Origin of the sequence: uncultured Sneathiella sp., assembly GCF_963973085.1 — a bacterium.
In the GTDB taxonomy this organism is placed as follows: domain Bacteria; phylum Pseudomonadota; class Alphaproteobacteria; order Sneathiellales; family Sneathiellaceae; genus Sneathiella.
Map to the genome: position 1 here is coordinate 220,438 of NZ_CAXAXA010000002.1, position 25,014 is coordinate 245,451.

The window sequence follows — 25,014 nt, forward strand, 5'->3', positions numbered from 1 at the left end:
AAACATGGTGGTTTTAATCGTTTGGTGACATCACATTAGTTACATTAATCCTTCCGAAAAGTAAGGAGTGATGTCGACTTAATGGGTATGCATGTGAAATTCTGGGGGGTTCGAGGGTCTATCGCGACACCTTCCGCTGATCATATGAAATATGGCGGGAACACCTCCTGCGTTGAAGTCGTCATCAATAACCGAATTATTATTCTTGATGCCGGAACAGGGGTAAGGTTACTGGGCGAATGCCTTATGAATCGAGGCCTGAAAGATTACCTCTTCTTGCAGTCCCATACTCACTGGGACCATATCAACGGGTTCCCATTTTTCAGCCCGATTTACCGAGATGATGTGAATATCAAGGTTATGGCGGGGCATTTAAGTGAGTTGGGGGGAATTAAGAAGGTTCTTTCCTCGCAAATGTGTCAGCCAACTTTCCCTGTCCCGTTCGCCGAGCTGGCGGCCGACCTCACGTTTGAGGACTTCAAGGCAGGAGACAGTTTCCCCCTCGGAGACGGCATTTACGTCCGTACTGCTCCGATGAAGCATCCGGACGGCGGCACGGGCTACCGAATAGAGTATGAAGGCAAATCCATTTGCTATATTACCGACACGGAGCATGTCATCGGGCATCCGGATAAGGACATCCTGAACCTTATTGATGGCGCCGACCTCGTTATTTATGACTCGACCTATACGGATGAAGAGTATCCAAAGTTCAAGGGATGGGGTCATTCCACCTGGCAGGAAGGGGTACGCTTATGCAAGGCTGCTGACGTCGGCCAACTGGCAATCTTCCATCATGACCCTTCCCATAACGACGCCTTCATGGACCAGATTGCAAAAGATGCTGCTCGCGCCTGGCCGCGGGCTTTTGTTGCCCGGGAAGGTATGACAGTAGAGATCGAAACAGAAAAATATCCAAATAATATTTCGCTGTTGGTTTAACCGGTTCTATCTTGACTCGCTTAGCTGGGTTGCCGTTTCAACGAAAGATGAGATAAGGTGGGAACTCCTCTCCTCGGCAAGGCAGGTGATATATGTCGCCTCCTTCAGGCGTTTATCCCGTATGTCTATTGCGTGAATGCGTTTATCCCAATGAATGTCTTTTTCCGTAAAGAAAGCAATACCTAGATCGTTTGCTACCGCTTCACGACCAATCTCCTTATTTTGCAGGCTTAAAATCTGCTCCTCCTCATACCGAATGAGTTTTGACCAATGTCCCCGTATTTCACGGGCGGTCTCTAGGTCAAAAGGAAATATGATCATTTGGTCCGTTATCTCATCAAGTTTCATCACCTTTTTCGTTGACCAGGGATGCTTTTTTGAGACGGCCAGCTTTAGAGGAGCTTCCTCGATCTTAAGGCAAAACAGCCTCTTGTCTTCCGTCGGGATATGATGAATGGCAATATCGGCCCGAAAGTCCAGAACTTCCTCGTCGATCGTCTCCGTGGAGACTGTGGTAAAGGAAAAATCGATGCCTGGGTACTGCGCTTGAAAGGCGGATAAAATAGAGAGCGATCGCAAGGATGATGTTGCGACGATTTTCAAAAGGCCGACTTCCAGTGAACCAAGGGAGGAGAGGAGCGTATGTGCTTCGTCTTCCAGACTAAAGATTCTCTTGGAGAGATTGAGAAGTAATTTTCCCGAAGCCGTGATTTCGGTCTTCCTGCCACGTCGTTTAAACAGTTTCGTGTTGTAGCTTTGCTCCAGTGCCTGAACCTGCAATGTGACCGCTGGTTGGGTAAGCCCCAAAATTTTTGCTGCATTAGAAAATCCCCCAGATTCTGCCACAGCATGAAACGCTTTTAACTGTACATGGTTCATTGTCGCTTTCCGGCTTTAGGTCATGCAGTGGTATTCCACATTTACGCCCCTCAAACAGATACAAATATACGTACAGACGATTAAGTCATGTTTTAACCCCTGTCAATTGAAATAATTGTATATAATACACCATAATAGAGTATTTATTGTGACTATTTTTGATACTCGCCATTGAAACCATAATAAATTTCCCGTTTATGATGTGGTTTTTAATTTGCGACCGCGATAGTCTGTGGGAACGCCCTGCCTTCGCTATGAAAAGGAGTACATGTGCCCATAACTATATATCTGGTTCGCCATGGCGAAGCCGCCGGTTCCTGGGATAATGCCCTCGATCCGGGATTGAGCGAACGCGGAGCCGATCAGGCTAGCAAAATGGCAGACCGTTTGTGTCAGGAAATACCGGTTACCAATCTATATTGCAGCCCGCTTCATCGAACCAGAGCAACAGCAGAGCCCCTTGCCAAGCTTTGGCACAAGGAAGCAATTATCAAACCTGAGCTGTCTGAAGTTCCCTCAGAGGGCGTCGATTTTGGAGATCGGCGAAGCTGGCTTACCCGTGTTATGGCGGGTACATGGCCGGAACAATCCTCTAGACTGAATAGCTGGCGAACTGCCATCCTCGATTTCACGGTGGCTCAGACGCAAGATGCGGTTTTTGTGACCCATTTTGTTGTTATCAACGCCATCATCGGGGCAATTGAAAAGAGCAATAATGTGATTGTTTTTCGTCCCGATCATTGCTCTGTCACGAAAATACATGTCTCTGCTGACGGCATGAGCCTCATTGAAAAAGGGCAGGAAGCTGTTACAGTTGTGAAATAGCTGCATATGACGCTCCTTTGGCAGCTTTATATCCGGATTCACAATATGGAAACAATGGCAGATATGGCGTATGCGAATACTTCGAAATCCGAGGCGGAAACGGGTCGTACAATTGATGATTATCGGGTTGAGGTGCAAATCGGACATCTGCTCCGCCGTGCACATCAACGGGCCAGCGCTATCTTTCAATCCTACATGGGATATGAGCAGATTACCCCTACACAGTTTGCTGCTCTGGTGAAGCTGAGAGATGAAGGGGAACTCTCACAAAACTATCTGGGTCGCCTGACTGCGATGGATCCGGCGACAATTCAGGGCGTGACCCGCCGTTTGATTGATCGGGGGCTCGTGCAAACTCAACCAGATCAGGCGGACCGTCGTCGGATGTCGCTGAGGTTGACAGAAGCGGGAGAGGAGTTGATCAAAGCGATCATTCCGCACGGATTTGATATTACGGAGGAAACCTTGGCGCCCCTTTCGCACGAAGAGCAGGAGCTGTTTCTTGCATTATTGCTTAAGATATCCTGATCTGTGACATGCAACCTTCTCTGAAATATGTGCAGAGGTCAGCGGGAATAATATGAGCTGGGTCAAAAAGCGAATACTCCTTGGGCGACCGGACCGACAGACGATTGCGAAATATGCAAAGGGAAGTGACAGATATCTGGGCGTTTTGCTCATTGTCTCGGCGGCGTTACTTGGCCTTGCGATAACGCAGCCAATGATTACAACGATGGGGTTTTCAGGGCTGGACGGTACCTATTCCTTGTTAACGGCGATACCGGAATTGTTTAAAGACGGACGGGGTGGGTTGGCCGTACTAATCGCCGTCCTCACTATCATTCTGCCAATTATTCTTCTCTCAACGGCGTTCGATCTTTGGTATAAACATGAGTTGTCAGACAGCAAGTTTCTTCGCAAGTCGCGGTTGCTTAAACAGCTCGGGCGGATATGGCTCATACTCCTCGGGCTCGTCCTGATCGCCATATATTATGCAACACAGGCCGGGGCAGACACGACGCTACATCTTGCCGTCTATTATCTCGTTATATCGCTCGCGCTGCAAAAGCTTATTGCCGCAAGACTCATACCCTTGATCAATGCGGTAGAATTCGTTGAGATCGAGGGGGATATAGACTAAATGAAAGTTAACACTTTGCCCGGATACTTAGTGAGTTCGGTAAGTAGCCAAGCGTTGGGTTTTATAGTTCCGTCATTAATGTTGTAGGTGTATCCGGTGTTGAAGTTTGTTTTTACGAAGACAGCCCGCTATCCGGGGCTTGAAGTAGAGCATTATCAGATTATGCGAAATCTGCGCACCTTGCTCGTCAATTTCAAATACCGCGGGTTCTTGATGACCTTGCTGGGTCTTGCCGCCACTATTTGCGGTAAAGCAAAAATTCCATTCCTTCAGGAGTATCGTTTCAACAAACAGAATCTCAGGGAGAGCGGACTGGACACAGATGGAATTGTAGAACCAGCCATGATGGATATACCGGATGAGTTTCGTGCCTCTGCCTGCCGTTATGAGGCGGCGTCGGATTATGAGTTCCGGCATGTCCTGGAGCGGCTTCACATAGATTACTCGGCCTATCACTTTGTTGACTATGGATCGGGGAAGGGCGCTATTCTGGCGTCTGCCGCCCGCTATCCCTTCAAGTCGGTGACAGGCATTGAGATAAGCGGCGCATTACACCAAACTGCGACGCAGAATATCGCCGAGATGAAACGGCGGGATATGATCCGTGCCAGCTCACTCACTTCTGTTCACAGCGACGCAGCGAGTTATTCCTTGCCGGCGGCGCCACATGTTATTTATGTCTATAATTCATTCGGCCCGGAGGTTCTGCAAGAGGTACTGGATCGGATTTCGGAGGATCTCTGTAATGTGACGGAACCGGTATACTTCCTTTATAACAATCCGATGCATCATAATGTGCTGGAAGAAAGACCGGATTTTCACCGGATGTCGAAGTCCTTTGGCGGAAAATGGCTTATCTTCGTTCGGCCGGGAAATTCTGATGAATTTAGAAAAGCCGGTTAAACTATATTTACCTGCTTAGCTCTTTCATAGCCGCTTCAAGCCCACCGATTGTGAGCGGAAACATCCGGTCCGTCATCAGCTGTTTCATCATCTGGACAGACGGGGTGTAGTCCCAGTATTTTTCCGGCACCGGATTAAGCCAGACCGCCTTGTGATAAATGCCGAGAAGCCGTTCCATCCAGGCCTGACCCGCTTCTTCATTCCAATGTTCGACGCTACCGCCGGCATAGGCAATTTCGTAAGGGCTCATCGTGGCGTCCCCAACGATGATCAGTTTATAGTCGGCAGGATAGGTATGCAGCACATCCCAAGTCGGCATGAAGGACGTATGACGGCGGCTGTTCTCTTTCCAGAGCTTTTCATAAATGCAGTTATGGAAGTAGTAGAATTCCAGATGCTTGAACTCGGTGCGGGCGGCGGAGAAGAGTTCTTCACACGCCTTGATATGATCATCCATAGACCCACCGATATCAAACAGGATCAGGACCTTGACCGTGTTGTGCCGTTCCGGACGCATCTTAAGGTCCAAAAAGCCTGCATTGCGGGCCGTTGATCGAATGGTGTCATCCAGATCCAGCTCTTCGGCGGCGCCTTCCCGGGCGAATTGCCGGAGCCGTTTCATGGCGACCTTGATATTCCGGGTGCCCAGTTCAACACTGTCATCGAGGTTCTTGTATTCTCGTTTGTCCCAGACCTTGACGGCCTTGCGGTTCCGGCTTTCCTTTTGGCCGATACGCACGCCTTCCGGATTATAGCCATAGGCCCCAAACGGTGATTTACCTGCTGTTCCAATCCATTTATTGCCGCCCTGGTGCCGCTTTTCCTGTTCTTTGAGGCGTTCCTGCAGTGTCTCCATGAGTTTTTCCCAGCCGCCCATGGCTTCAACCTGCGCTTTCTCCTCATCCGTCAGGGATAGTTCAGCAAGCTTCTTTAGCCATTCATCCGGGATTTCAACAGTTTGGTCGTCAGCAATAAATTCGATACCGTTAAAGCAATGACCGAAGACCTGGTCGAACTTGTCGAGATTCTTTTCATCCTTTACCAGTGTCGTCCGGGCGAGATAATAAAAGTCATTCACCGAATATTCCGCGCACCCAGCTTTAAGTGCCTCGATCAGGGTCAGGTATTCCCGCAAGGTCACGGGGATCGAGGCCTCTTTAAGCGTAAAGAAGAATTTCGTGAACATGGCTGCTCTATCCTATCGTTGCTCGCGACGGGACAAGAAGGCGAGCCGCTCGAACAGATGCACATCCTGCTCGTTCTTGAGGAGTGCGCCATGAAGCGGCGGAATAAGTTTGGACGGATCCTTTGAACGAAGCACGTCTTCGGGCAGGTCTTCGCTCATCAGCAGTTTCAGCCAGTCGAGCAGTTCACTGGTGGAGGGCTTCTTTTTCAGGCCCGGCGTCTCGCGGACATCGAAGAAGACCTTGAGGGCGTCGCGAACAAGTTCCTGCTTGGCATCCGGATGATGGACGTCGACAATTTTTTGCATGGTTTCCGTATCGGGGAAACTGATGTAATGGAAGAAGCAGCGACGCAGGAAGGCATCCGGCAGTTCCTTTTCGTTATTCGATGTGATGATTACCAAAGGACGATGTTGTGCCTTGATCGTCTGTTGGGTTTCATAGACGAAAAACTCCATGCGATCGAGTTCCTGCAGCAAATCGTTCGGAAACTCGATATCCGCCTTGTCGATTTCGTCGATCAACAGGACCGGGCTTTCCTCAGCCGTAAAGGCTTCCCACATCTTGCCGGGACGGATGTAGTTGGAAATTTCGTGGACCTTGTCGTCGCCAAGCTGTGAATCGCGCAAACGAGAAACTGCATCATACTCATAGAGGCCTTGCTGCGCCTTTGTGGTCGACTTAATGTTCCATTCAATAAACTGCTTACCCAGAGCATTCGCCACTTCCTGCGCCAGCACGGTTTTGCCGGTGCCGGGCTCGCCCTTGATGAGAAGGGGGCGCTGCAAGGTTATGGCGGCGTTGACGGCGATCATCAGATCTTCCGTGGCCACATATGTATCGGTACCTTTAAATTTCATGCCGTACTCTCGTTTTCTTTTTTCTTTTTCTATGGATTGCGAAGGCGCTATTTATTGGAAAATAAGCTCCATGGGCGTTTTGATCAAGCTATTTGACAAAAAGTCAATTTAGGAAGGATCAAAATGCCCGGTTATTTCAAAACTGCAGGGAAGTCCTCACCTTGGGTAACCTTGTTGCCCGCCTCACAGTGGAGGAGGTCTTTGAGCAGGCCATTCTTCACGGAATAGATGATGCCGTGGACAGCAAATTTCTGCCCGCTGTCCCATGCGTCCTGAACGATCGTCGTGGCACAGACGTTCTGAACCTGCTCAATGACGTTCAATTCGCAAAGAAGGTCGGCTTTTTCTTCCTGAGTTTCCGCTTTTTCGATCAGTTTGTTATAGATCCGGGCAGTCGTCCGGATATGCCGGAGCCAGTTATCGATCATGCCGTTTTTCTGAGACGACATGGCCGCCGCGATACCGCCGCAACCATAGTGGCCGCAGACAATGACATGCCGCACCTTCAAGACCTCGATGGCATATTGCAGGACGGAGAGGCAGTTCAGGTCCGAAGGCACGACAATATTTGCGATATTGCGGTGAACGAAAACCTCGCCGGGCGGCAGGTCCATAATCTGATTGGCAGGAACACGGCTGTCTGAACAGCCGATCCATAGATGTTCGGGAGTTTGCTGATGGGCGAGGCGAGAGAAAAAATCGGGATCCGAGGCCGTGGTACTCGCCGCCCAGGCCTTGTTCTTCTCGAATACTTTCTTAAAATCTTCCATCAACCGGTTCCTTGTCAATTTCTTACTTGGCTATTCGTGCCTAATGAGCCGCACAAGGCCGACTATTTAGCATAATTCGAGGGTAGGGAAACTCTTTATTGAGATATCCGTAAACGCAGAAATAAATCTAAATGAATTGACAAATGAGCCGTTTGGACTGAGCGTTAGGATAACAAGAATAATAGTAAGAAATCTGTATGTCCCCGGAACCCAGGCCTCCTGCTGTCAAAAGACGCGCTATTTATATCTTCCTCGTCTGCGCAGTTTTGTTCGGTCTGGGGCAGTTCCATCGGTATTCCGGCGGGGTTGTGATGCTTCCCATTGCCAATGACCTCGGTATTGCCGTTGAAAGCCTCGGCATAGCCGCGGCGGTATTATTCTTTGCCTCGGCGCTGGTGCAGGTGCCAACCGGCATGGCGCTCGATCGTTTCGGACCACGCATCATTATTCCGGCGATCACAATTTTGGGGGTGGTCGGATCGCTTATGCTGGCCATCGCGACGGATTTCCATGAGGTTTTGGCCGCGCGTATTCTGATCGGGGTCGGATATTCCGCCATTATGATGTCATCCTATGTGTTGTTTGCGAAATGGTTTCCGCCAACGAAGTTCTCAACCCTGGCGTCCTGGTTACTGGCGGCGTCCAGTTTCGGCGGTATGATGGCATCCGGTCCGCTGGCCTATATCATAGAAACGTATGGGTGGCGCAGCCCCTTTATTGTCATTGCCGCCCTAACCTTGCTAATGCTGATGATCGGCATTTACATCATCCGGGATGTTCCGCCCGAATATAGATATGATGCAGCGACGCCCGGCACCATGGGACAGAGCGTTCGTGGATATGGTGAAGTCCTGATGCATCCGAGATTCTTCAATCTTCTAGCCATGGGCTTCGTCGCCTATGGTCCGGCTGTTGCTGTTCTGGGTATGTGGGGCGGACCCTATCTGGAAAAAAACTATGGCCTGAACGGAGTTGAGCGGGGACAGATCTTGTTTCTGATGACGGTGGTTGTCCCGATCGGCGCCCTGTTCTTTGGCCCCCTCGATCGCATCTTCAGCAGCCGAAAAAAAATTGTTATCACGGCCGTCCTGACCGAGCTTGTCGCGTTCTGTATTCTCGGCCTCGTCGATAATCTCCCGCTCTGGGCCGTCACCTGCCTCTTCGTCTACATCGCCTTCGTCCAGCAATATTATGTGGTACTGGGCGCCCATTGCCGGAACTCTTTCCCGGATCATCTTGTTGGTCGGGCCAACTCGACATTGAACTTGATCAGTATTACCGGCGTCGGGTTTATGCAGTCTTTGTTCGGTTGGGTTCTCGCGGTAAATGGGGAGACAGGATATGAGACTTCCTTCCTGATTGTCGCCGGATTGCTGATTGTCGCGTTGGTTATCTATGCCGGCTCTTCAGAAAAGCCGGTCTTCCGTCAGATCTGACATTCGATTTTCAACGTTTTGCGGGATGTCATCATTCCAACATAGTTATCTGTTATAAAAGAATAACACACAGGGCTGATCACATTTTCGTCAGCTGGAGGTCAGGGGGATTGCAAATTTGTGGAAAAGCCCTTAAATTAGAACGATTACAATGTGCGCCCAGTTCCACGCCGTCCGCATACGGCCTTATTCCAGTGGGAGGAAGATCACATGAACAAGCAAGAGGCAGCAAATTCTCATAAGCGCAATCGCGCATTTGTCTCAACTGCAATGTCCATTCCGCTTTTATCGCGGGAAAGAGAATTTGAACTTGCATATCTCTGGCGAAAAGAAGGCGATGAGAAAGCGCTGCATGAGCTGGTCTCCGCCTACATGCGCCTTGTTGTCTCCATGGCGTCAAAATTCCGGAACTATGGCCTGTCCATGAGCGATCTGGTTCAGGAAGGGAACATCGGCCTGATGCAGGCGGCCTTCAAGTTTGAACCGGAACGGGAAATTCGATTTTCAACCTATGCCAGCTGGTGGATCAAGTCGGCGATGCAGGACTATGTTCTTCGCAACTGGTCAATCGTGCGTTCCGGTACCAGCGCGTCACAGAAGTCTTTATTTTTCAATCTGCGTTGGCTGCGCGCAAAAATACAAAGTATGGATGATACGGCTTTCTCTAGCGAAACGCTGATCGCCATCTCCAAGAAACTGAAGATCGGTATTGCCGACGTGGAAACGATGGCCCACCGCCTTTCAAGCCGGGACCAATCCCTGAATGCTCCAATCGGTAAGGAGGGCGACGATAGTATTGAGGACTTTCTCCCTGACACCAACCCATCGCCCGAAGAAACGGCGATGCGGACGATTGATGGCGCCGCTCGATCAAGCTGGCTTGAAACAGCACTTCTGGAGTTGACCGACAGGGAACAGATAATTATCCGCGAGAGACGTCTTCAGGATGACAAGACAACTCTTGAAGTGCTCGGCAATCGCCTTGGAATCACAAAAGAACGTGTCCGACAGATCGAGCATAAAGCTTTTGAAAAGCTGCGGAATTCGGTTGTTCGCATTAGTAGGGATGCGGACCGAAACCCGGCGCTTGCAGCGGACAGGAAGCAAATATCCTAGAATAGCTGTCCCTGTGTTCCGCTTGATTTCGTGGGCTCAATCAGTTCCGCATCATCATTTCTGACATTCCCAACACGACTGGAGACTTCGTAAAATTGCATTCGATCTGCATCAAACGGCCGGAGCAGTTGTTCTCCCGCCTTGCCGTTTAACCAGAATTCGTAATCTGCAGGTTCCAGGATCACCGGCATACGGGGATGAATGAAGTCGATGCTTTTCGCCGCGGTGGTTGTCAGGATCGTGCAACTATCGATGCTTTCTCCGTCCGGTGAGGCCCAGTTCTCCCAAAGCCCGGCGAAGGCGAAGAGTGGCATGTCAATAATACCGATGCGCCAGGGTTGCTTTATATTTTTTTCCTTTTTCTGCCATTCAAAAAAACTGTTCGCGGGGATAAGGCCGCGGCGGCATTTATAGGCGGTACGAAATGCGGGCTTCTCGGCCACTGTCTCGCTTCTTGCATTGATCATACGCGCGCTGAATTCCGGTGATTTTGCCCAGGAGGGGATAAGCCCCCAATGCGCATAAAAGTGATGAGGGCTTTGTTTCCCTTTTTCGTCTTCCTGAAGCCGGACCGCTGAGATGCGGGTTGTCGGCGCAATGTTATAGCGTGGCGCAAGATTGGGCCGTTCCGTGTAACCGAAAAGCTTCTGTAGAGCCTCAGTCGGACTCGTTAAACTGAAACGACCACACATCACCTTGTCCTTTTTGCGGTTCTATCCTTTCACCTCACTGTGACCAAGGCTACAGTTTATAACGTTTCCGGACCCAAATACGCCTATTCCGAAACAAACCCCTTGATCAGATTCACAGGATATATATTTCACCAGTCAAGAAAGCAGACTATTGAAATCGAATGGATCTGCCAAGGAAAACGCTTAATAAAGCGGTCCATACTTGAAGGATGAAGAAGATGGGTGATGAAGTTAAGGCAGCATGGATTCTCGCTGTGATGATAGTCAGCTTTTTGGGTTTGGCTTCCTTTATTCTATAGGTCCAGCCTAGCCGAGAGTGGCAAGGCCAGGAAATATCTCCAAAAACCAGTAGGCCAGTATCTGGAACTGTCCGGTAAAGATAAGCAATCCGGTTGCGATCAATATGACGCCGGTTCCGATTTCTACCAGCTTGAAATAGCGGCGAAAGCTACGCATGAAAACAAGGAAGCGGTTGATGGCGAACGCCGAAAGGATAAAAGGAATGCCCAGGCCGAGCGAATAGACGCCCAGCAGGCTGACCCCGTATCCAAGCGAGCTGTCACTGGCGGCGATGGCAAGAATGGTTCCGAGAATAGGCCCGATACAGGGGGTCCATCCAAATCCGAATGCAAGCCCGATGACATAAGCGCCGAACCAGTTTTGCGGCTTGTCGATGTCATTGAAGCGCGCTTCGCGGTAAAGCAGCGGAATACGCAGCAGCCCCGTCATATGAATGCCAAAAATGATTATAACGCCGCCCGCGATCTTCGATAAAATGTCGAGATGTTCGATGATCAATCGATTTATATAGGAGGCGGAGGCCCCGAGGAGGATGAAGACCGTTGAAAATCCTGCCACGAAAATAAGGGACAGTGTAACGACCCGCCAGTTTATTCCTGGAGACGTACCATCACTTTCGGCTTCCGTCAGTTCCTCCAGGCTGGTGCCTGCAATCAGGCAGAGATAGGCCGGAACCAGGGGCAGGACGCAGGGACTCAGGAAACTGATCAGGCCACCACCGGCCGCCGCGAAATACGATACTTCCAAACCCGCCATTACAAAATTGACCTCGCCTTGTCAGGAGCCTCGCCAGAATTACCTCTTTTGTGCAGTGCAATCCAGTCACAAGATTGTATATTGCTCTGTAAAACAGAATATCGACCGGGGCTGCGACAAAATGACCGAGAAATTAGCGACCTATGCACTTTGCCGCGCGCTGAATGGCCCTGGCGCGGTGACACTTGAACAACGTCCAGTACCTTCACTCGAACCCGGGCAACTGCGTATCCGCATGAAGGCTGCGGCGCTCAATTTCCCCGATCTTCTGATGACATATGGAAAATATCAATTCAAACCGACATTACCGTTTGTTCTCGGCATGGAGGGCGCAGGCGTTGTCGAAGAAACCATGGACCCTGCTGCTCCCTTTAAGGTCGGCGATGCGGTGCTCTATAAAAGCAAGACAGGTGCCTTTGCGAGCCATGCGACTGCGACGGCCAATCAGCTTGACCCGATGCCAACGAACCTGGCGTTCGAAGAAGCTGCGGCATTCTCAGTGACATTTTTGACAGCCTATGTCTCCCTGGTGGAGCGAGGCGGATTAAGAGCAGGCGAGACGCTATTGGTGTTGGGTGCCGGGGGCGGGGTTGGTCAGGCAACTGTCACACTTGGCAAGGCTCTCGGCGCAACCGTTATCGCCGCCGCGAGTTCGGATGAAAAGCTGGCTATCGCGAAAGCAAGCGGCGCAGACTATCTCATCAACTATCATCGTGAGAATTTTCCAACGCGCGTTCAGGAAATTACTAAAGGGCGCGGGGTAGACGTAATCCTTGATCCGGTCGGCGGGAAATTCTTTGAGCAAAGCCTCGAATGTATCGCCTGGGCAGGCCGTCTTCTGGTGGCCGGATTTGCCAGCGGTGAATTTGGCGTGCTGAAGACGGACCTGGCGATGGCGCGGGGATGCTCCGTTATTGGGGTGCGGGCCGGCGAATTCGGTCGCCGCGATCCCGATGCGGGACAACGGGCGTCCGCCGCCCTTCGTCGCATTGCAGAAGAAAAAGGTCTGAAGCCGATAATCGGGGAAAGCTGGCCTCTCGACAAGATAGCCGATGCCCTTTACGCCATGGAACGCCGCGCGGTCACCGGCAAGCAGGTTGTTCTGATCGACAACTAACTCATCACGCACTCTCAGTCATGTAAGGACAAAACGATCTGCCCAGACAACATGACGGCATTCTTGAGAGAAATGATCAGGCGACTTCCGCAAATTTTGCCGAATCGCCAACGAAAATATTTTCCAGCAATCGAAGGACGTCGACGACATTTTCATCCTGTAGTGAATAATATATTGTCTGCGCCTCTCGTCGTGTCTTTACAACATCTTCCTTGCGGAGTCTGGCAAGGTGCTGTGACAGAGCGGATTGGCTCAACCCAACTATTTCTTCAAGCTCGCCGACTGAACGTTCTGAATCGACAAGATTACATAAAATGAGAAGACGGTGTTTGTTTGAGATTGCCTTTAAAAAACGGCTGGCGTCATGCGCCTTATTCTGAAGCGGCATTATATTCATCAATAAAACCATACACTTTTGTTTAAATTTAAAATTCTCATTAGCTGATATAACAATTAGGCCAATTGATGCAAGCAAAACAGTTTAAAATAACAACAAAAATCTGTGAAACTCTAATTTATGAGCAGTGAGCACAAATTTTAGGCAGCTAATGCACAGTTTTTGTTAGCTTTTCTTGCTTCGCCTCTGTTTCAGCGTCACTGTTACTTGGCGAATCTAACCTGTGGATTGGGCCAGAAAAGGCCCGCGCGCCGCAAAATCTTGTATATTACGTTAATCTCTGATAAGAAACCTCCGTTCGGTTAAACCTTCATTCTGAGTTTATTGAAATTCTGTATGGTTGGATCTTATACCTCATTTGGGGGATAAGCCTGTCGGCAAGCAGGCTCGTTGATTTCAGGTTAAAAGCAAACATCTTAACTAAATGTTTTGGCTGCCCTTTTTTAGCCTTATCGGAATGATAGCATCGTCAAGTGATAAGATTTTATTAACCAGTAATCACGATCTATAGTTAACAGAAGGTAAAATAAACAAGGGCGCGTCCCGTAAAGGGGGGATGAGGGCTGATTAGTCGATTTGATAGACTCTCTGGATAACAGGAATGGTTCCTGATAATGCAGCTTTGCAATTTACATGGTAATGGAAAAGTGACGATGCAAAAACCACGGAACGAAAAGCTTTCGATGGCAAATTCCCGATCGCATGAGCTTGGCTTGGCCCTTGGGGCCCTCAGCATCATGGCCGCGGTGATCGTTGGCTTTGGCCTTCTGTTCCAAATTGGTGCGTCGGCCAAACCGATGGATAATGTCGCGTTTTCCGGAGCGATAAAGCATGCAAACCTGATGCGGCTTGATAAGAAGTTTGCTGAATTAAATACGTTGCCAGGCAAGGCGATAACTATTCCCAATCTTGATATGCCCTTCGGTGACAATCTGGACAAAAACCTGAAATCGGTTGATCTGTTTGGCCGTGTTTTTACCAGAGAAGAAATGTGCCTCGCTCAAGCGGTCTATTTTGAAGCCCGTAGCGAACCGCTTGTCGGTCAGGTGGCCATTGCCGAAGTCATTTTGAATCGCATCGTAGATCCTCGCTATCCGGATACGGCCTGTGACGTTGTCTTTCAAAATCAGCATCTTCGCAATAAATGCCAGTTTTCCTTTGCGTGCGACGGTCAGTCCGACCGTCCTAAAAATACTGGCGCATGGGAAAAATCCCTCAAGGTTGTCGCTCTGGTAATGAAGGGTGAGCGTAGCGGCGTTGCAAAGCGGGCAACCCATTATCATGCCTCTTATGTTTCTCCGAGATGGAGCGCGCATTTAAGCAAGCTCGGCCAGGTTGGCAGCCATATTTTCTATCGGGAAGAGTCGATCTAGCCTGTGGCAATTCCACGCTGCCTTCTGCGATAGGCATATCCAGTATGAATAAACAATGTGGTAATAACCACGGCTCCGCCTCCTAAAGTTTCCGGGCGGGGTATTTCATTCAGTACAAGCCAAACCCAAAAAGATCCGAAAATACTCTCCAGCAACATCAGCAAACTAACTTCCGGCGCGGATATATAACGCGGCCCGATGGTGATCAGGCCGAAGGCGAGGGGAAGGACGATAAGGCCGAGCAGAACCAGATATGTAAAATCCGAGCCCGTGATGGCAAGCGGGGAGGCGAACGGCAGGGCGAGAAGTGCTGTCAGGAGGCCAGCGAACCCGAGCGAGGGCACCATATCGATACTCCGCGCATGGCGTACTGTCGTGATCTGGCCTGCGATCATAAACGCGCAGGCGATGGCGGAAATATCCCCGTAGCGGCTGCCTCCGCCGATGCTGCCCATGAAAATCAGGCTTATTCCGCCGGTACAGACGGCAATGGCAATCCAGGTGGAAAGCAGAATCGATTCTTTCAGAATCAGCCAGGAAAAAAGCGCGGCAAAAAGCGGTGCTGTTGAGATAATTACAAGGGCATTTGCAACGCTGGTATGGGTGATCGCCAGGACAAAGAAGATGGTGCTCAGGCAGAAAAGAACCGCTGCCAGGAAACCGCGCCGTCCCATGGCACGGACAGTATCGAGAGCGCCAAAACCGTGTCTGAGCATATAAAAGCCGAAAATCCCGATTGAGAACAGCAAACCGCGCCAGAACAGGAGCGTTGCGCTGTCCGTCGCAATGAGCCGGACGAGAAGCCCGTCCGGAGAAAGAATAATGACACCTGCTGCTGTAATCAGAATGCCATATAAATGTGGGGAAATTTTCGCCATTTTATTATCTTCTCATCATTTTCAGACAATCTTATGCGCGATCAGGCTATCGGCGGTTTCTTCAACGGATCGCGTCATCTGCATAGGGCGCCAGTCGAAGTCATCCCGTATTCTGGATGTATCGAATTTCGTAGCGGGGCCAAGCCGGGTAACGACCAGTTTGAATGTCGGGCTAAAGAGCGCAAGGAAATGCACAAGCCAGTCCGGAGCAGGACGCTGTATCACCTCGTACCCTTTCGGCGCGACATGTCGTTTGAGGCACGCAGCGATGTCGCGAAACGACATGGCCTCGGCCACACAGATGTAGCGCTTTCCCGGTGCGGCGGCGTGGGTAAGCGCTGTGACATGCGCGGAGGCCACGTCACGGACATCTACCAGACTGAAGCCGATGTTAGGGATACCAGGGACATCCCGAACAAGTAACCGGCGGATGATTTCATGGGACGCGCTGGTATCCGCATCGAGAAGGGGCCCGAGAACAAAACCCGGATTGATAACGGAAAGTTCCGGCCTTTTCTCGGCAGGCAGGGAACCGATAAAATCCCAGGATGCGCGTTCCGCTATGGTTTTGCTTTTCTGATAAGCACCAATATCCTTTTCAATGTCGCTCCAATGGGATTCATCCAGTGTCGCAGACTTGGCATGTCCTCCGGAGACAGCAGCAATAGAGGAAGTCATGACAATACGCTTGACCCCGGCATCGACGGCGGCCTTGATTGCTCTGAGTGCGCCGTCACGCGCTGGGACAATCAGATCATTTTCGTCCTTTGGCGCCTCGGCAGGTAAAGGGGAGGCCATATGCAAAAGATAGTCCGCATCCACCATGGCGTCTGCCCAGCCGTCATCGTCATTCAACTCTGCCCGCACAAAACTCAAATTCGTCACATCGCAATGATTCGAGAGAGACTTGACCAGGTTCTCCATCCTGCTGACATCACGGAGCGTCCCGCGAACCGAATACCCCTGTTGCAGCAAAAGGCAAATAGTATGAAGTGCAATAAAGCCTGACGCGCCGGTTACCGTAACCAGAGTGGTATTCTTCATTCTTCTCTCCTTGATCAACGATGCCCTACCATAGGGAACTTTTCCACGGTCTACTCTAAAAAAATCCGCCCCGTTTTTTGGGAAGACTTATCTTTTGGAAATACGCAAACTGGTTGCACGACTTAGGCGAAGGAGTAGGACATGAGAAGCGGGGATATTAATTGGCAAAAGACGGAAGAAGATATGGATCGCGACGGCTTTGTCAGGCTTCCGAATCTATTGGATGCCGGGCAATGTCGCAGAGTGATCAATGGATTTGAGGAAGACCGGCGCTATCGCCGTCATATCGTCATGCAGCGGCATGGATATGGTCAGGGTGAATATAAATATTTCGACTACCCTTTGCCAGAACTGGTGGCGGAACTGCGGGAAGAGTTCTATGCACCGCTCGCAGATATAGCGAACCGATGGGCGGAGAAACTGGCGACAGGTCAGCGATTCCCTGAAACACTTGGCGAATATACAGCACAATGCCATGCGGCCGGGCAGGTTAAGCCAACGCCATTGATCCTGAAATATGGGGAGGGGGACTATAACCGCCTGCACCAGGATCTTTATGGCGAGTTGCTCTTTCCGCTGCAGATGGCCATCCTGATGAGTGAGCCAGGGCAGGATTTTGATGGCGGAGAGTTTATCCTGACGGAGCAGCGCCCGCGTCAGCAATCCCGGGCTCGGGTGGTACCGCTTTCAAAAGGCGATGCCGTTATCTTTGCTGTCAATCAACGGCCTGTGCCGGGCAAAAACCGGTTTTCCCGCGTCACGATGCGTCATGGGGTAAGCGATGTGCGCAGAGGTCAACGATTTACTCTCGGCATCATTTTCCATGACGCGAAATAGAGCAGGGAACAAAAAATTCCGCTGATTGCAGCCTTTATTTTGTTTTGACAACCGAATGGAATTGGATACTGTTCTGGAAGCGGCACGCACTCCTATAGTCGTGCCGGTCATGGGTGTGGCCGTTTGGGGAGGCGCCAGAGCAATATATGACCGAAAAATCCAAGCGCTTTGGATTTCTCCTGACCGATCAATCCAGCATGATTTGTTTCAGCAGCGCCATTGAGCCTTTACGCTCCGCCAACCGGATGAGTGGCCGCCATCTTTATGACTGGAACATTCTCAGTGTCGATGGCTTAAGCGTTCAAACCAGCAATGGCCTCAGCATTCTGCCGGATATGGCGCTCGCAGATGCCGCCTGTCTCGATATCCTGTTTGTCTGTGGTGGAATCGGGACAGACAAGATCAGGGATGAACATTTGTTTGCGGAACTTCGCCGGATTGTACAACATGGTACCGAAATTGGCGCGCTCAGTACCGGGGCTTTCGTTCTGGCCGCGGCCGGACTGCTGGACGGGTATCGTTGTACCATTCACTGGGAAGGGGCGATAAGCCTCAAGGAAAGCTATCCCAAGCTGATTTTCACGGGCAGCATCTTTGAGATAGACCGCAATCGCTATACCTGTGCAGGGGGCACTTCGGCAATCGATTTGCTGCTCTACATGATTTCAAAGTCGCATGGCGACAAACTTGCCTATGACATATCCCTGCAATTCATGCATGACCGTATTCGCAGCCATAGCGACAAACAACAGGTCGTGCGAAAACTCCAGCTTGCCGCGAAGTCCCAGAAATTGCTGACCATTGTCGAGATCATGGAGCAGAACATAGAGGAGCCGCTTTCTCCCGAAGAACTGGCGTCTATGGTCGGGATATCCATCCGGCAGGTGGAGCGATTGTTCCGCCAGCATACCGGGCGGTCTCCGGCGCGCTATTATATGGAAATGCGGTTGGAACATGCCAGGTTGCTTCTGCTTCAGACCAGCATGTCGATCACCGAAATTTATGTTGCCTCCGGCTTTTCAACCCATTCGCATTTCGCCAAAAGCTACCGTGAATATTATGGCCTCAGCCCCAGCCGGGAGAGGAAGCCTGTGTTCCCGATGGTTTATTGATTTCCATGAGGCCCTGGCATTTTATCGCAATATCTCAATTATATTGTTTTGCATAGTGAGGCGGGGTAAAACCCTGTAATATGAACGGAAAGCAGGAGCATAAGATGTATTGACTGGTGCGAAGGCAATTGAGTATGGGACCACTAAGATCAGATTCACACTAAGTTTGCTCAAATCCTGAGAAATATGTAGAAAGAACAAATGACCGATAATATTGAAGCCTTCAACTTATCTGTAGAAGATAATATTAAAAATCTTGGTAACTCAAAAGAGATGCAGGATTTAGGCGTTACTTTTTTAAAAGAGACTGCGAAATTCAATTATACATATAATTTTTCCTGGATGGGACTTCCCATAATTCAATGTCCGCAAGATATTATCGCGATGCAGGAAGTCATTTGGAAGGTAATGCCCGATACCATTATTGAAACAGGAATTGCGCGTGGGGGATCCATCGCATTTTATTCTAGCATGATGGATATGATGGGAATTGAAGATGGAAAAGTGATTGGAGTCGATATTGATATCCGTTCCCATAATCGCGACGCGATAGAAAAGCATCCTACATCGAAACGTATTCATTTGGTGGAAGGATCCTCTATTGACCAGCAAACCGTCGACCGCGTCAAGGAAATTTCTGCGGACGGCAAGACAATACTCGTTTGTCTGGATTCAATGCATACAAAAGATCATGTTCTTGAAGAATTAAGACTCTATTCTGAGTTTGTAACACCTGGTAGTTATCTAGTTGTTTTTGATACTACAATTGAATATCTACCGGATAATTTCTATCCTGAACGACCGTGGGGGGTAGGCAATAGCCCTATGACGGCGATTGATGAATTTCTAAAGGAAATCTCGGATTTTGAGATTGATCGAGGGATTTCCGACAAGTTGTTGATCACTGTAGCGCGTAACGGATTCTTGAGAAAAAAATAGAAAATGCCTCATTCGCGTATCTTATATGCCAAACCGTCGATCACTAATCTTGAAGTGCAGTATGCGACTGATGCGGCCGCTAGTGGTTGGGGATCCCATTGTTACGACTATATCATTCGCTTCCGTGATTTGCTGAAGTCCTATTTGGAAGTCCCCTATGTAATTCCAACCTCAAGTTGTACTGGTGCATTGCACCTAGCGCTGGCGGCACTGGACATTAAGGCGGGGGATGAAGTTATCCTTCCGGACATCACATGGATTGCGAGCGTGGCTCCCGTTACGTATGTCGGCGCGACGCCTGTGCTCGTGGATGTATTAGAAGATAGCTGGTGTATTGATCCGACGGCGATCAGACGCGCAATTACGGAAAAGACGAAAGCGATTATTGTTGTCCATTTGTACGGAAATCTTTGTGATATGGACGAGATCATGAGCCTGGCGAAGGAACATGGTATCGCTGTGATTGAAGATGCCGCTGAAGGGTTGGGATCGGTATACAAGGGTCGTAAGGCCGGCGCTATCGGCGATATGGCGACATTTTCATTCCACGGAACTAAAACTGTCACGACTGGCGAAGGTGGCGCTTTGATTGTTCAGTCTCCGGAGTTGTATGAGAAGCTTCTGGTGCTGGAAAGTCATGGTCGTGACCCCAAGATATCAAAGCAGTTCTGGTGCGAAAAGGTTGGCTATAAATACAAGATGTCAAATCTAGATGCGGCAATTGGCACGGCGCAGATGGAGCGAATAGAAGAATTAATCGCCCGGAAGAGAGAAATTTTTTCGGAATATCAAGAGGTTTTGAGCAGAAGACCGGAGTTGCACCTCAATCCGGAACCGGAAAATACATTGAACTCCTACTGGATGACGACTGTAGTATACGACAAGTCAGTGAATTTTGATCGTGACAACCTCCTAAGCGAGATGGAGGCGGCGAATATTGACGCCCGGGTTTTTTTCTATCCAGTCAGCATGATGCCACCTTTTCCATCGAAGCCGGAAAATGCAGTGAGCTATTCCCTGTTTGAGCGTGGAATTAATCTGCCTTGTTATCATGATATTAGCACTGATCAAATTAATCGGGTTTGTGATGTCGTATTGCGCCACCTTGATCGGGAAAAAGCCCGAAAATGAAAATAATGATTGCAGGGATTGGCGGCGCTTCATTGGGTACAGAACTATTGAAGTGCCTTAAATTGGCGGGACGTTATGAGGTCTATGGCTGCGATATTTCGCCTAGCGCTTATGGGTTGTATCAATCAGAATTCGTTAAAACATATCTGATTGATCGCGATCGTTATATCGAGAATGTTCTCAGGGCCTGTCATGATTCTGGCGCCACCTGGATTTTACCAGGTGCGGAGAAAACAACCATTCTGTTGGGGGCTGCTCGAGAAGAATTATCATCGAACGGCGCCCGGCTTGTCGGTAATAACCCGGAAATTGTCCGGACATTTTCTGACAAGGCGGCGTCATTTGAAGTCCTGGCTAATAAGGGGATCCCGATTCCGAAAACAGTAGCCGTCAGTGGTCGACTGGATCTAGACGGGGTTCAAATGCCCTGTATCGTCAAACCTTCGACGGATTCTGGTGGCAGCGCGATGGTCTTTTTTGCGGTGGATATTGAAGAGGCCATGATTTATGCTGAATATATAAAAAGGATGGGTATTGTCCCGATAGCGCAAGAATATATCGACGATAGCGAAGGCGAATTTACGATCGGCGTCCTGTCCTTGCCCGATCAAACAATTACCGGCTCTATTGCGCTCAGACGGAGCCTAGATGCCAAATTATCTGTGATGTTGAGTAATCGTGGCGGTATTATTTCTTCCGGCTATTCGCAAGGATATATTGCTGACTATCCTGATATTCGCCGACAGGCAGAGGAGATTGCGCAAGCTATTGGCAGTACAGGTCCGATAAATGTCCAGGGACGGGTGCGTGACGGTGTGTTTATTCCTTTCGAAATCAATCCCCGGTTCTCTGCGTCGTCGTATTTGCGGGCGATGGCGGGCGCCAACGAGGTAGACGTATATCTTCAATATCTCTCCTCGGGGAAGAAGGCGGCCGGTTACCAGATACGCGAAGGCTGGTATTTACGAACGTTGGCCGAGTGTTACGTCGCACCGGAAATGCAGAAAAAATGATACGCTGGATTACTGATTTTCTCGGGACAGCGCCGGCGTCTCAAGTGGTTCTGGAAGATGACATGCGTCTTCTCGATGTTCGCGATCTCGTTGATAAATTCGGCAATGCACCGGACGAAGTCCGTAAAAAAATAGATGCCGGCGTTGCTCTCCTTAAAGAAGGGCATCGCCTCGTCGTTGCTTGCGATTACGGCATTTCAAGAAGTAACTCCGTCGCAATCGGTTTACTATCGGTATTTGAGAGCATTCCGTTTGACGATGCCGCCTATAGAGTTGTCCAGGCAACCGGCGAGCAGGAAATCAAGCTTGGCCCTCTCAATGCGGTTAGGGCGGCATTGAATGGCAAAGGCCGGTCTGTTTCGCAAGGTGCCAGAATTTTGGTGACCGGCGGAACCGGATTCATCGGCAGCTATTTTTTGTCTCAATTTGAAAAAGAGCTTAATATTTTTGCGCCTACTAGTAACGAAATTGATCTTTTGAGCGGGTCAACCCTGCTTGATTTGTATGTTAAAAAGAATGGGATCACTCATATCGCCCATTTGGCAAACCCGCGAATCTATACTTCCAATCGGGCGATGGGCGACACATTATGTATTTTAAGAAACGTTCTGGATGTATGTGTTTCTAACTCCGTCAAATTAATATTTCCATCAGGTTGGGAAATTTATACAGGTAACAGCGAAAATCTAATTGTTGCGGATGAAAAATTGAAAGCATTGCCTAAGGGGCCTTACGGCGAAACAAAATGGCTTTGCGAAATGCTCATTAATCACTACCGCGCCCACAATAACTTATATTGTACAATTTTAAGATCATCTCCTTTATATGGCGTGCAATCGGACAAGCCAAAATTTATATGGAATTTTATTGGCAAATCAAAAAAAGGTACCGATATTTTTACCCACAAATATCGCAATGCTTTTCCAGCCTTAGACTTAATGCATGTTAGTGATTTTTCTGCCGCAATACATAAAGCAGTTTTCGAATCTTATAATGATGACTTTAATTTAGGGACTGGTAGAGTATGGCAAACAAACGACATAGCGGAAATGATTTGCGAATTTTATAGCTCAAACAGTAAAGTTAAATACCATTTGATTGATGATGACCTCACGAACATAGCCATGAATTATTCATTAGCCAAAGAGAAGCTCGGCTGGTATCCCAGTATCAAATTTGATGATGGACTAAAAGAAATATTGGCTACGGGTGGAAAGCATGAATGATTTAACAGATGAAAAGCAACGGCAAGAGGAATTTCCATGGCAGAGGGCTACCTTTCATACGGACTACAATGGAGTGCTTGCCAAGTACAAAGTAATGTCATGCCTTGAAAATTCACGCGGTGACTCGCTGCTTGATTTGGCTTGCGGAGATGGCCTTATGACAGAAATGTTTACGCGTCATTTTCAGAGAGTTGTCGGCGTTGATGCGTCGTCCAAGCATGTTGCGGAGGCACGGAAAAGGCTCCCGACGGCGGAGTTTCATGAATGCCTGATTGAAGATTTTGAAACAGATGAAAAATTCGATTCCGTATTTCTTTTGGACATATTAGAGCATGTCATTGACCCTATTGCTGTTCTGAAAAAAGCGGCTAGCTTTTTATCAGACAACGGTGTCCTGATTGCTCATGTGCCGAATTGCCAGGCAATTAACCGGCGCCTTAATGTTATCATGGGCTCATTGACAAGCTGTGAAGAGCTCTCCCCTTTCGATATAAACGTCGTTGGTCATAGGAGATCATACGATTTGAAAAGTCTGGCCAGCGAATTCGAAGCTTCGGGTCTCGAGGTTAAGTCGACCGGAGGTATTTTCTATAAAATCCTCTCAACGCCTCAGATGGACTGGTTCCTGAAAGAGGGATTATGGGAGGAGGGCGGTCATGGCTGGGGCCGGACCGGTGCTGAGAAAGAGAAAGACTGGAAGGCTGAATTTTGCCGAGCATCTTACGAACTTGGCAAGGAAAACCCCGGCGATTGCAACATTATCTTTGTCTGCGCTACCCTTAAATAGGCTGTTTTTTAATTGATTTCAACGCTTTGCGCATGCAGATTGACTTTAATAATTGCCAGGCAAATGCCACGGATATTGATTTCTTTGGAAGGTGCGGTCTGCCAGTAACTTTTTGCAGAAACTCAACCACTGCAGCGACATTTTTTGTGTATTGAGCAGGAACCAAATTCGGTTTTTTGACAGATGATTTTCGATCGTTTGATCCCGCCGTGGTTATAGGCGGAGTATCTGTATCGGCCAGCCTTTTTATTTCATAACCTGGATCCATTTGCCTGAAAAATTTTTCGAGAAGGCTCCACGTCCTGAGATCGAATGGTAGCGCTTGCATATCCTTTATCGAAGCGTTACGCCAAGCTTCATGATTTATGGGTTGCTGTTGATTTATATCCAGCGTGTCGTTTACCCTCTTAACATTTGCATATGTGGCAGCAGCAATTGACCGAATCCTCAAATCGAGTTCCGGAGCTATATGATCGTGAAGAGCAAGAGTGGTAAAATTTTCTGATATTTTCGCCTGTTCCGTCGTGATTTTTTTACTGCCGCTCATTGCGGTGCCATTGCTTTTCGGACTGGCGCCGGCGATAGAGATTGGATTGCGAACCCAAATGATAGAATTGGAGACAGTAAGGTTTGAAATCGCCGTATTAATGTCGGGGCTTTGCCCGAGAAAATACTCACCGCCATTTCCTTTGATTTTTTCGATGACGTCGCGAGACACGCAGCCATGATAGATGTTCGCGGCATCTCTATATACTGTCAGTTTCGCAGAGCAAAAATCCGCATAGATTTTCGTCGGATCCAATTGGTATGCCGGACCATTGAAGTCTCTGTAACGGAACTTTAGGAGGCCTTCTCCCATGCCTGCATCCGGATCTGGCCAAAGGTACGTAATATGCCGCCATAGGATAATATCCGGATGTCGGGTGGCAATAAGATGTCGAAGTGTTACGATACCGTTGGGTATAATACCATCGTCATCGCCGATGAAAATAACATAATCTCCCGTAGTCTTTGACAAGGCGAATTCGAAGTTTTGCCGCATACTGAGATCTTTTTCAGTATCAAACCAAATTAGTCGCGGGTCCGTTATCGAAGATAAAATGCATGCGGTGTCATCGACGCTGTTGTTGTTACTAACAATGACTTCAATATCGCTATCACGGGTTTGCAGGCATGATCGCAGGCAGTATTTTAAGTACTGTGATCTGTTTCTTGTTGGTATAACAATACTGATTTTCATGAAGCGGATCTTCGTATGTTGGGAGAATTTATGTCGCCAAAATAAACTAAACAGTCTCAAGCATTATTTAGTGTTTAGCGGAGATTTGCTGTCCCGTGCAAGCCTGCTATCGATTT

Annotated in this window: 26 protein-coding genes; 16 read left to right on the plus strand and 10 right to left on the minus strand. The window is 49.0% G+C overall.

Features of this window, described 5'->3' with window-relative positions; all coding sequences use genetic code 11:
* Nucleotides 1-81 precede the first annotated feature (81 nt).
* The gene (locus tag AACZ19_RS05165) at nt 82-942 is read left to right on the plus strand and encodes an MBL fold metallo-hydrolase (protein WP_339631797.1); all 861 of its coding nucleotides are present in this window, start codon (nt 82-84) and stop codon (nt 940-942) included.
* A gap of 6 nt (nt 943-948) precedes the next feature.
* On the opposite strand, the gene AACZ19_RS05170 is transcribed toward AACZ19_RS05165, so the two are convergent.
* Entirely contained in the window at nt 949-1,821 is an 873-nt protein-coding gene (locus AACZ19_RS05170) for a LysR substrate-binding domain-containing protein (protein WP_339631799.1), read from the minus strand.
* Nucleotides 1,822-2,091: 270 nt separating this feature from the next.
* On the opposite strand from AACZ19_RS05170, the gene AACZ19_RS05175 reads away from it, so the two are divergent.
* The 4 genes from AACZ19_RS05175 (at nt 2,092) to AACZ19_RS05190 (ending at nt 4,690) form a co-directional block, all read left to right on the plus strand.
* On the plus strand, nt 2,092-2,646 hold the full coding sequence (locus tag AACZ19_RS05175; RefSeq protein ID WP_339631801.1) for a histidine phosphatase family protein: 555 nt from the start codon (nt 2,092-2,094) through the stop codon (nt 2,644-2,646).
* A 45-nt stretch (nt 2,647-2,691) separates the two neighbouring features.
* Nucleotides 2,692-3,174, plus strand: a complete 483-nt coding sequence (locus AACZ19_RS05180) for a MarR family winged helix-turn-helix transcriptional regulator (RefSeq protein WP_339631803.1) — start codon at nt 2,692-2,694, stop codon at nt 3,172-3,174.
* Between the two features lie 52 nt (nt 3,175-3,226).
* A complete protein-coding gene (locus tag AACZ19_RS05185) occupies nt 3,227-3,787 on the plus strand; it encodes a paraquat-inducible protein A (RefSeq protein ID WP_339631805.1) in 561 nt (186 codons plus the stop codon).
* A 96-nt stretch (nt 3,788-3,883) separates the two neighbouring features.
* A complete protein-coding gene (locus AACZ19_RS05190) occupies nt 3,884-4,690 on the plus strand; it encodes a class I SAM-dependent methyltransferase (RefSeq protein WP_339631806.1) in 807 nt (268 codons plus the stop codon).
* A gap of 7 nt (nt 4,691-4,697) precedes the next feature.
* Here the strand turns inward: AACZ19_RS05190 and AACZ19_RS05195 are convergent, their stop codons facing one another.
* The 3 genes from AACZ19_RS05195 to AACZ19_RS05205 all read right to left on the minus strand — a co-directional run bounded on the left by AACZ19_RS05195 (nt 4,698) and on the right by AACZ19_RS05205 (nt 7,504).
* The gene (locus tag AACZ19_RS05195) at nt 4,698-5,876 is read right to left on the minus strand and encodes a VWA domain-containing protein (protein WP_339631808.1); all 1,179 of its coding nucleotides are present in this window, start codon (nt 5,874-5,876) and stop codon (nt 4,698-4,700) included.
* A 12-nt stretch (nt 5,877-5,888) separates the two neighbouring features.
* Nucleotides 5,889-6,734 carry a MoxR family ATPase gene (locus AACZ19_RS05200; RefSeq protein ID WP_339631810.1) on the minus strand — a complete coding sequence of 282 codons (846 nt, stop codon included), beginning with the start codon at nt 6,732-6,734 and terminating at the stop codon, nt 5,889-5,891.
* Nucleotides 6,735-6,865: 131 nt separating this feature from the next.
* The gene (locus AACZ19_RS05205; protein WP_339631812.1) at nt 6,866-7,504 is read right to left on the minus strand and encodes a carbonic anhydrase; all 639 of its coding nucleotides are present in this window, start codon (nt 7,502-7,504) and stop codon (nt 6,866-6,868) included.
* Nucleotides 7,505-7,701: 197 nt separating this feature from the next.
* Here AACZ19_RS05205 and AACZ19_RS05210 point away from each other — a divergent pair, with 197 nt between their 5' ends.
* On the plus strand, nt 7,702-8,940 hold the full coding sequence (locus AACZ19_RS05210) for an MFS transporter (RefSeq protein WP_339631814.1): 1,239 nt from the start codon (nt 7,702-7,704) through the stop codon (nt 8,938-8,940).
* A gap of 210 nt (nt 8,941-9,150) precedes the next feature.
* The gene (locus AACZ19_RS05215; RefSeq protein ID WP_339631816.1) at nt 9,151-10,056 is read left to right on the plus strand and encodes an RNA polymerase factor sigma-32; all 906 of its coding nucleotides are present in this window, start codon (nt 9,151-9,153) and stop codon (nt 10,054-10,056) included.
* Here the strand turns inward: AACZ19_RS05215 and AACZ19_RS05220 are convergent.
* Together AACZ19_RS05220 and AACZ19_RS05225 are read right to left on the minus strand one after the other, a co-directional pair.
* Nucleotides 10,053-10,748 carry an SOS response-associated peptidase gene (locus tag AACZ19_RS05220; RefSeq protein WP_339631818.1) on the minus strand — a complete coding sequence of 232 codons (696 nt, stop codon included), beginning with the start codon at nt 10,746-10,748 and terminating at the stop codon, nt 10,053-10,055. The two genes, AACZ19_RS05215 and AACZ19_RS05220, sit on opposite strands and share 4 nt — an antisense overlap.
* A 306-nt stretch (nt 10,749-11,054) precedes the next feature.
* The gene (locus AACZ19_RS05225) at nt 11,055-11,804 is read right to left on the minus strand and encodes a cytochrome c biogenesis protein CcdA (protein WP_339631820.1); all 750 of its coding nucleotides are present in this window, start codon (nt 11,802-11,804) and stop codon (nt 11,055-11,057) included.
* 121 nt (nt 11,805-11,925) lie between these two features.
* On the opposite strand from AACZ19_RS05225, the gene AACZ19_RS05230 reads away from it, so the two are divergent.
* Nucleotides 11,926-12,921, plus strand: coding sequence for an NADPH:quinone oxidoreductase family protein (locus AACZ19_RS05230; RefSeq protein ID WP_339631822.1), 996 nt, complete (start codon nt 11,926-11,928; stop codon nt 12,919-12,921).
* A 76-nt stretch (nt 12,922-12,997) separates the two neighbouring features.
* Here the strand turns inward: AACZ19_RS05230 and AACZ19_RS05235 are convergent, their stop codons facing one another.
* Nucleotides 12,998-13,318 (minus strand): metalloregulator ArsR/SmtB family transcription factor, encoded by a 321-nt coding sequence (locus AACZ19_RS05235; protein WP_339631825.1) that lies wholly within the window; start codon nt 13,316-13,318, stop codon nt 12,998-13,000.
* 653 nt (nt 13,319-13,971) lie between these two features.
* On the opposite strand from AACZ19_RS05235, the gene AACZ19_RS05240 reads away from it, so the two are divergent.
* The gene (locus tag AACZ19_RS05240; protein ID WP_339631827.1) at nt 13,972-14,691 is read left to right on the plus strand and encodes a cell wall hydrolase; all 720 of its coding nucleotides are present in this window, start codon (nt 13,972-13,974) and stop codon (nt 14,689-14,691) included.
* Here AACZ19_RS05240 and AACZ19_RS05245 read toward each other — a convergent pair.
* Both AACZ19_RS05245 and AACZ19_RS05250 read right to left on the minus strand, forming a co-directional pair.
* Nucleotides 14,688-15,569, minus strand: coding sequence for a DMT family transporter (locus AACZ19_RS05245; protein WP_339631829.1), 882 nt, complete (start codon nt 15,567-15,569; stop codon nt 14,688-14,690). The genes AACZ19_RS05240 and AACZ19_RS05245 overlap by 4 nt on opposite strands.
* Before the next feature lie 21 nt (nt 15,570-15,590).
* Nucleotides 15,591-16,613 carry an NAD-dependent epimerase/dehydratase family protein gene (locus AACZ19_RS05250; protein WP_339631831.1) on the minus strand — a complete coding sequence of 341 codons (1,023 nt, stop codon included), beginning with the start codon at nt 16,611-16,613 and terminating at the stop codon, nt 15,591-15,593.
* Nucleotides 16,614-16,754: 141 nt separating this feature from the next.
* On the opposite strand from AACZ19_RS05250, the gene AACZ19_RS05255 reads away from it, so the two are divergent.
* From AACZ19_RS05255 to AACZ19_RS05285, 7 genes are all read left to right on the plus strand, one after another.
* A complete protein-coding gene (locus AACZ19_RS05255; protein ID WP_339631833.1) occupies nt 16,755-17,450 on the plus strand; it encodes a 2OG-Fe(II) oxygenase in 696 nt (231 codons plus the stop codon).
* 146 nt (nt 17,451-17,596) lie between these two features.
* Nucleotides 17,597-18,562, plus strand: a complete 966-nt coding sequence (locus AACZ19_RS05260) for a GlxA family transcriptional regulator (RefSeq protein WP_339631835.1) — start codon at nt 17,597-17,599, stop codon at nt 18,560-18,562.
* A 201-nt stretch (nt 18,563-18,763) separates the two neighbouring features.
* Nucleotides 18,764-19,501, plus strand: a complete 738-nt coding sequence (locus AACZ19_RS05265) for a cephalosporin hydroxylase family protein (protein WP_339631837.1) — start codon at nt 18,764-18,766, stop codon at nt 19,499-19,501.
* A gap of 3 nt (nt 19,502-19,504) precedes the next feature.
* A complete protein-coding gene (locus AACZ19_RS05270; protein ID WP_339631839.1) occupies nt 19,505-20,632 on the plus strand; it encodes a DegT/DnrJ/EryC1/StrS family aminotransferase in 1,128 nt (375 codons plus the stop codon).
* Nucleotides 20,629-21,645, plus strand: coding sequence for an ATP-grasp domain-containing protein (locus AACZ19_RS05275; RefSeq protein ID WP_339631841.1), 1,017 nt, complete (start codon nt 20,629-20,631; stop codon nt 21,643-21,645). The genes AACZ19_RS05270 and AACZ19_RS05275 overlap by 4 nt, the downstream gene beginning before the upstream one ends.
* Nucleotides 21,642-22,871 carry an NAD(P)-dependent oxidoreductase gene (locus AACZ19_RS05280; protein WP_339631843.1) on the plus strand — a complete coding sequence of 410 codons (1,230 nt, stop codon included), beginning with the start codon at nt 21,642-21,644 and terminating at the stop codon, nt 22,869-22,871. The genes AACZ19_RS05275 and AACZ19_RS05280 overlap by 4 nt, the downstream gene beginning before the upstream one ends.
* Nucleotides 22,864-23,658 carry a class I SAM-dependent methyltransferase gene (locus AACZ19_RS05285; RefSeq protein WP_339631845.1) on the plus strand — a complete coding sequence of 265 codons (795 nt, stop codon included), beginning with the start codon at nt 22,864-22,866 and terminating at the stop codon, nt 23,656-23,658. The genes AACZ19_RS05280 and AACZ19_RS05285 overlap by 8 nt, the downstream gene beginning before the upstream one ends.
* Here the strand turns inward: AACZ19_RS05285 and AACZ19_RS05290 are convergent.
* Nucleotides 23,651-24,898 carry a glycosyltransferase gene (locus AACZ19_RS05290; RefSeq protein WP_339631846.1) on the minus strand — a complete coding sequence of 416 codons (1,248 nt, stop codon included), beginning with the start codon at nt 24,896-24,898 and terminating at the stop codon, nt 23,651-23,653. The two genes, AACZ19_RS05285 and AACZ19_RS05290, sit on opposite strands and share 8 nt — an antisense overlap.
* Between the last annotated feature and the right edge of the window lie 116 nt (nt 24,899-25,014).

Coding starts and splice junctions, on each gene's coding strand:
- AACZ19_RS05260 (WP_339631835.1), top strand. CDS start 17,597: ATGACCGAAAAATCCAAGCGCTTTGGATTTCTCCTGACCGATCAATCC.
- AACZ19_RS05225 (WP_339631820.1), bottom strand. CDS start 11,804: ATGGCGGGTTTGGAAGTATCGTATTTCGCGGCGGCCGGTGGTGGCCTG.
- AACZ19_RS05285 (WP_339631845.1), top strand. CDS start 22,864: ATGAATGATTTAACAGATGAAAAGCAACGGCAAGAGGAATTTCCATGG.
- AACZ19_RS05200 (WP_339631810.1), bottom strand. CDS start 6,734: ATGAAATTTAAAGGTACCGATACATATGTGGCCACGGAAGATCTGATG.
- AACZ19_RS05240 (WP_339631827.1), top strand. CDS start 13,972: ATGCAAAAACCACGGAACGAAAAGCTTTCGATGGCAAATTCCCGATCG.
- AACZ19_RS05185 (WP_339631805.1), top strand. CDS start 3,227: ATGAGCTGGGTCAAAAAGCGAATACTCCTTGGGCGACCGGACCGACAG.
- AACZ19_RS05250 (WP_339631831.1), bottom strand. CDS start 16,613: ATGAAGAATACCACTCTGGTTACGGTAACCGGCGCGTCAGGCTTTATT.
- AACZ19_RS05290 (WP_339631846.1), bottom strand. CDS start 24,898: ATGAAAATCAGTATTGTTATACCAACAAGAAACAGATCACAGTACTTA.
- AACZ19_RS05180 (WP_339631803.1), top strand. CDS start 2,692: ATGGAAACAATGGCAGATATGGCGTATGCGAATACTTCGAAATCCGAG.
- AACZ19_RS05265 (WP_339631837.1), top strand. CDS start 18,764: ATGACCGATAATATTGAAGCCTTCAACTTATCTGTAGAAGATAATATT.
- AACZ19_RS05270 (WP_339631839.1), top strand. CDS start 19,505: ATGCCTCATTCGCGTATCTTATATGCCAAACCGTCGATCACTAATCTT.
- AACZ19_RS05205 (WP_339631812.1), bottom strand. CDS start 7,504: ATGGAAGATTTTAAGAAAGTATTCGAGAAGAACAAGGCCTGGGCGGCG.
- AACZ19_RS05230 (WP_339631822.1), top strand. CDS start 11,926: ATGACCGAGAAATTAGCGACCTATGCACTTTGCCGCGCGCTGAATGGC.
- AACZ19_RS05165 (WP_339631797.1), top strand. CDS start 82: ATGGGTATGCATGTGAAATTCTGGGGGGTTCGAGGGTCTATCGCGACA.
- AACZ19_RS05275 (WP_339631841.1), top strand. CDS start 20,629: ATGAAAATAATGATTGCAGGGATTGGCGGCGCTTCATTGGGTACAGAA.
- AACZ19_RS05215 (WP_339631816.1), top strand. CDS start 9,151: ATGAACAAGCAAGAGGCAGCAAATTCTCATAAGCGCAATCGCGCATTT.
- AACZ19_RS05170 (WP_339631799.1), bottom strand. CDS start 1,821: ATGAACCATGTACAGTTAAAAGCGTTTCATGCTGTGGCAGAATCTGGG.
- AACZ19_RS05220 (WP_339631818.1), bottom strand. CDS start 10,748: ATGTGTGGTCGTTTCAGTTTAACGAGTCCGACTGAGGCTCTACAGAAG.
- AACZ19_RS05210 (WP_339631814.1), top strand. CDS start 7,702: ATGTCCCCGGAACCCAGGCCTCCTGCTGTCAAAAGACGCGCTATTTAT.
- AACZ19_RS05245 (WP_339631829.1), bottom strand. CDS start 15,569: ATGGCGAAAATTTCCCCACATTTATATGGCATTCTGATTACAGCAGCA.
- AACZ19_RS05195 (WP_339631808.1), bottom strand. CDS start 5,876: ATGTTCACGAAATTCTTCTTTACGCTTAAAGAGGCCTCGATCCCCGTG.
- AACZ19_RS05280 (WP_339631843.1), top strand. CDS start 21,642: ATGATACGCTGGATTACTGATTTTCTCGGGACAGCGCCGGCGTCTCAA.
- AACZ19_RS05235 (WP_339631825.1), bottom strand. CDS start 13,318: ATGAATATAATGCCGCTTCAGAATAAGGCGCATGACGCCAGCCGTTTT.
- AACZ19_RS05255 (WP_339631833.1), top strand. CDS start 16,755: ATGAGAAGCGGGGATATTAATTGGCAAAAGACGGAAGAAGATATGGAT.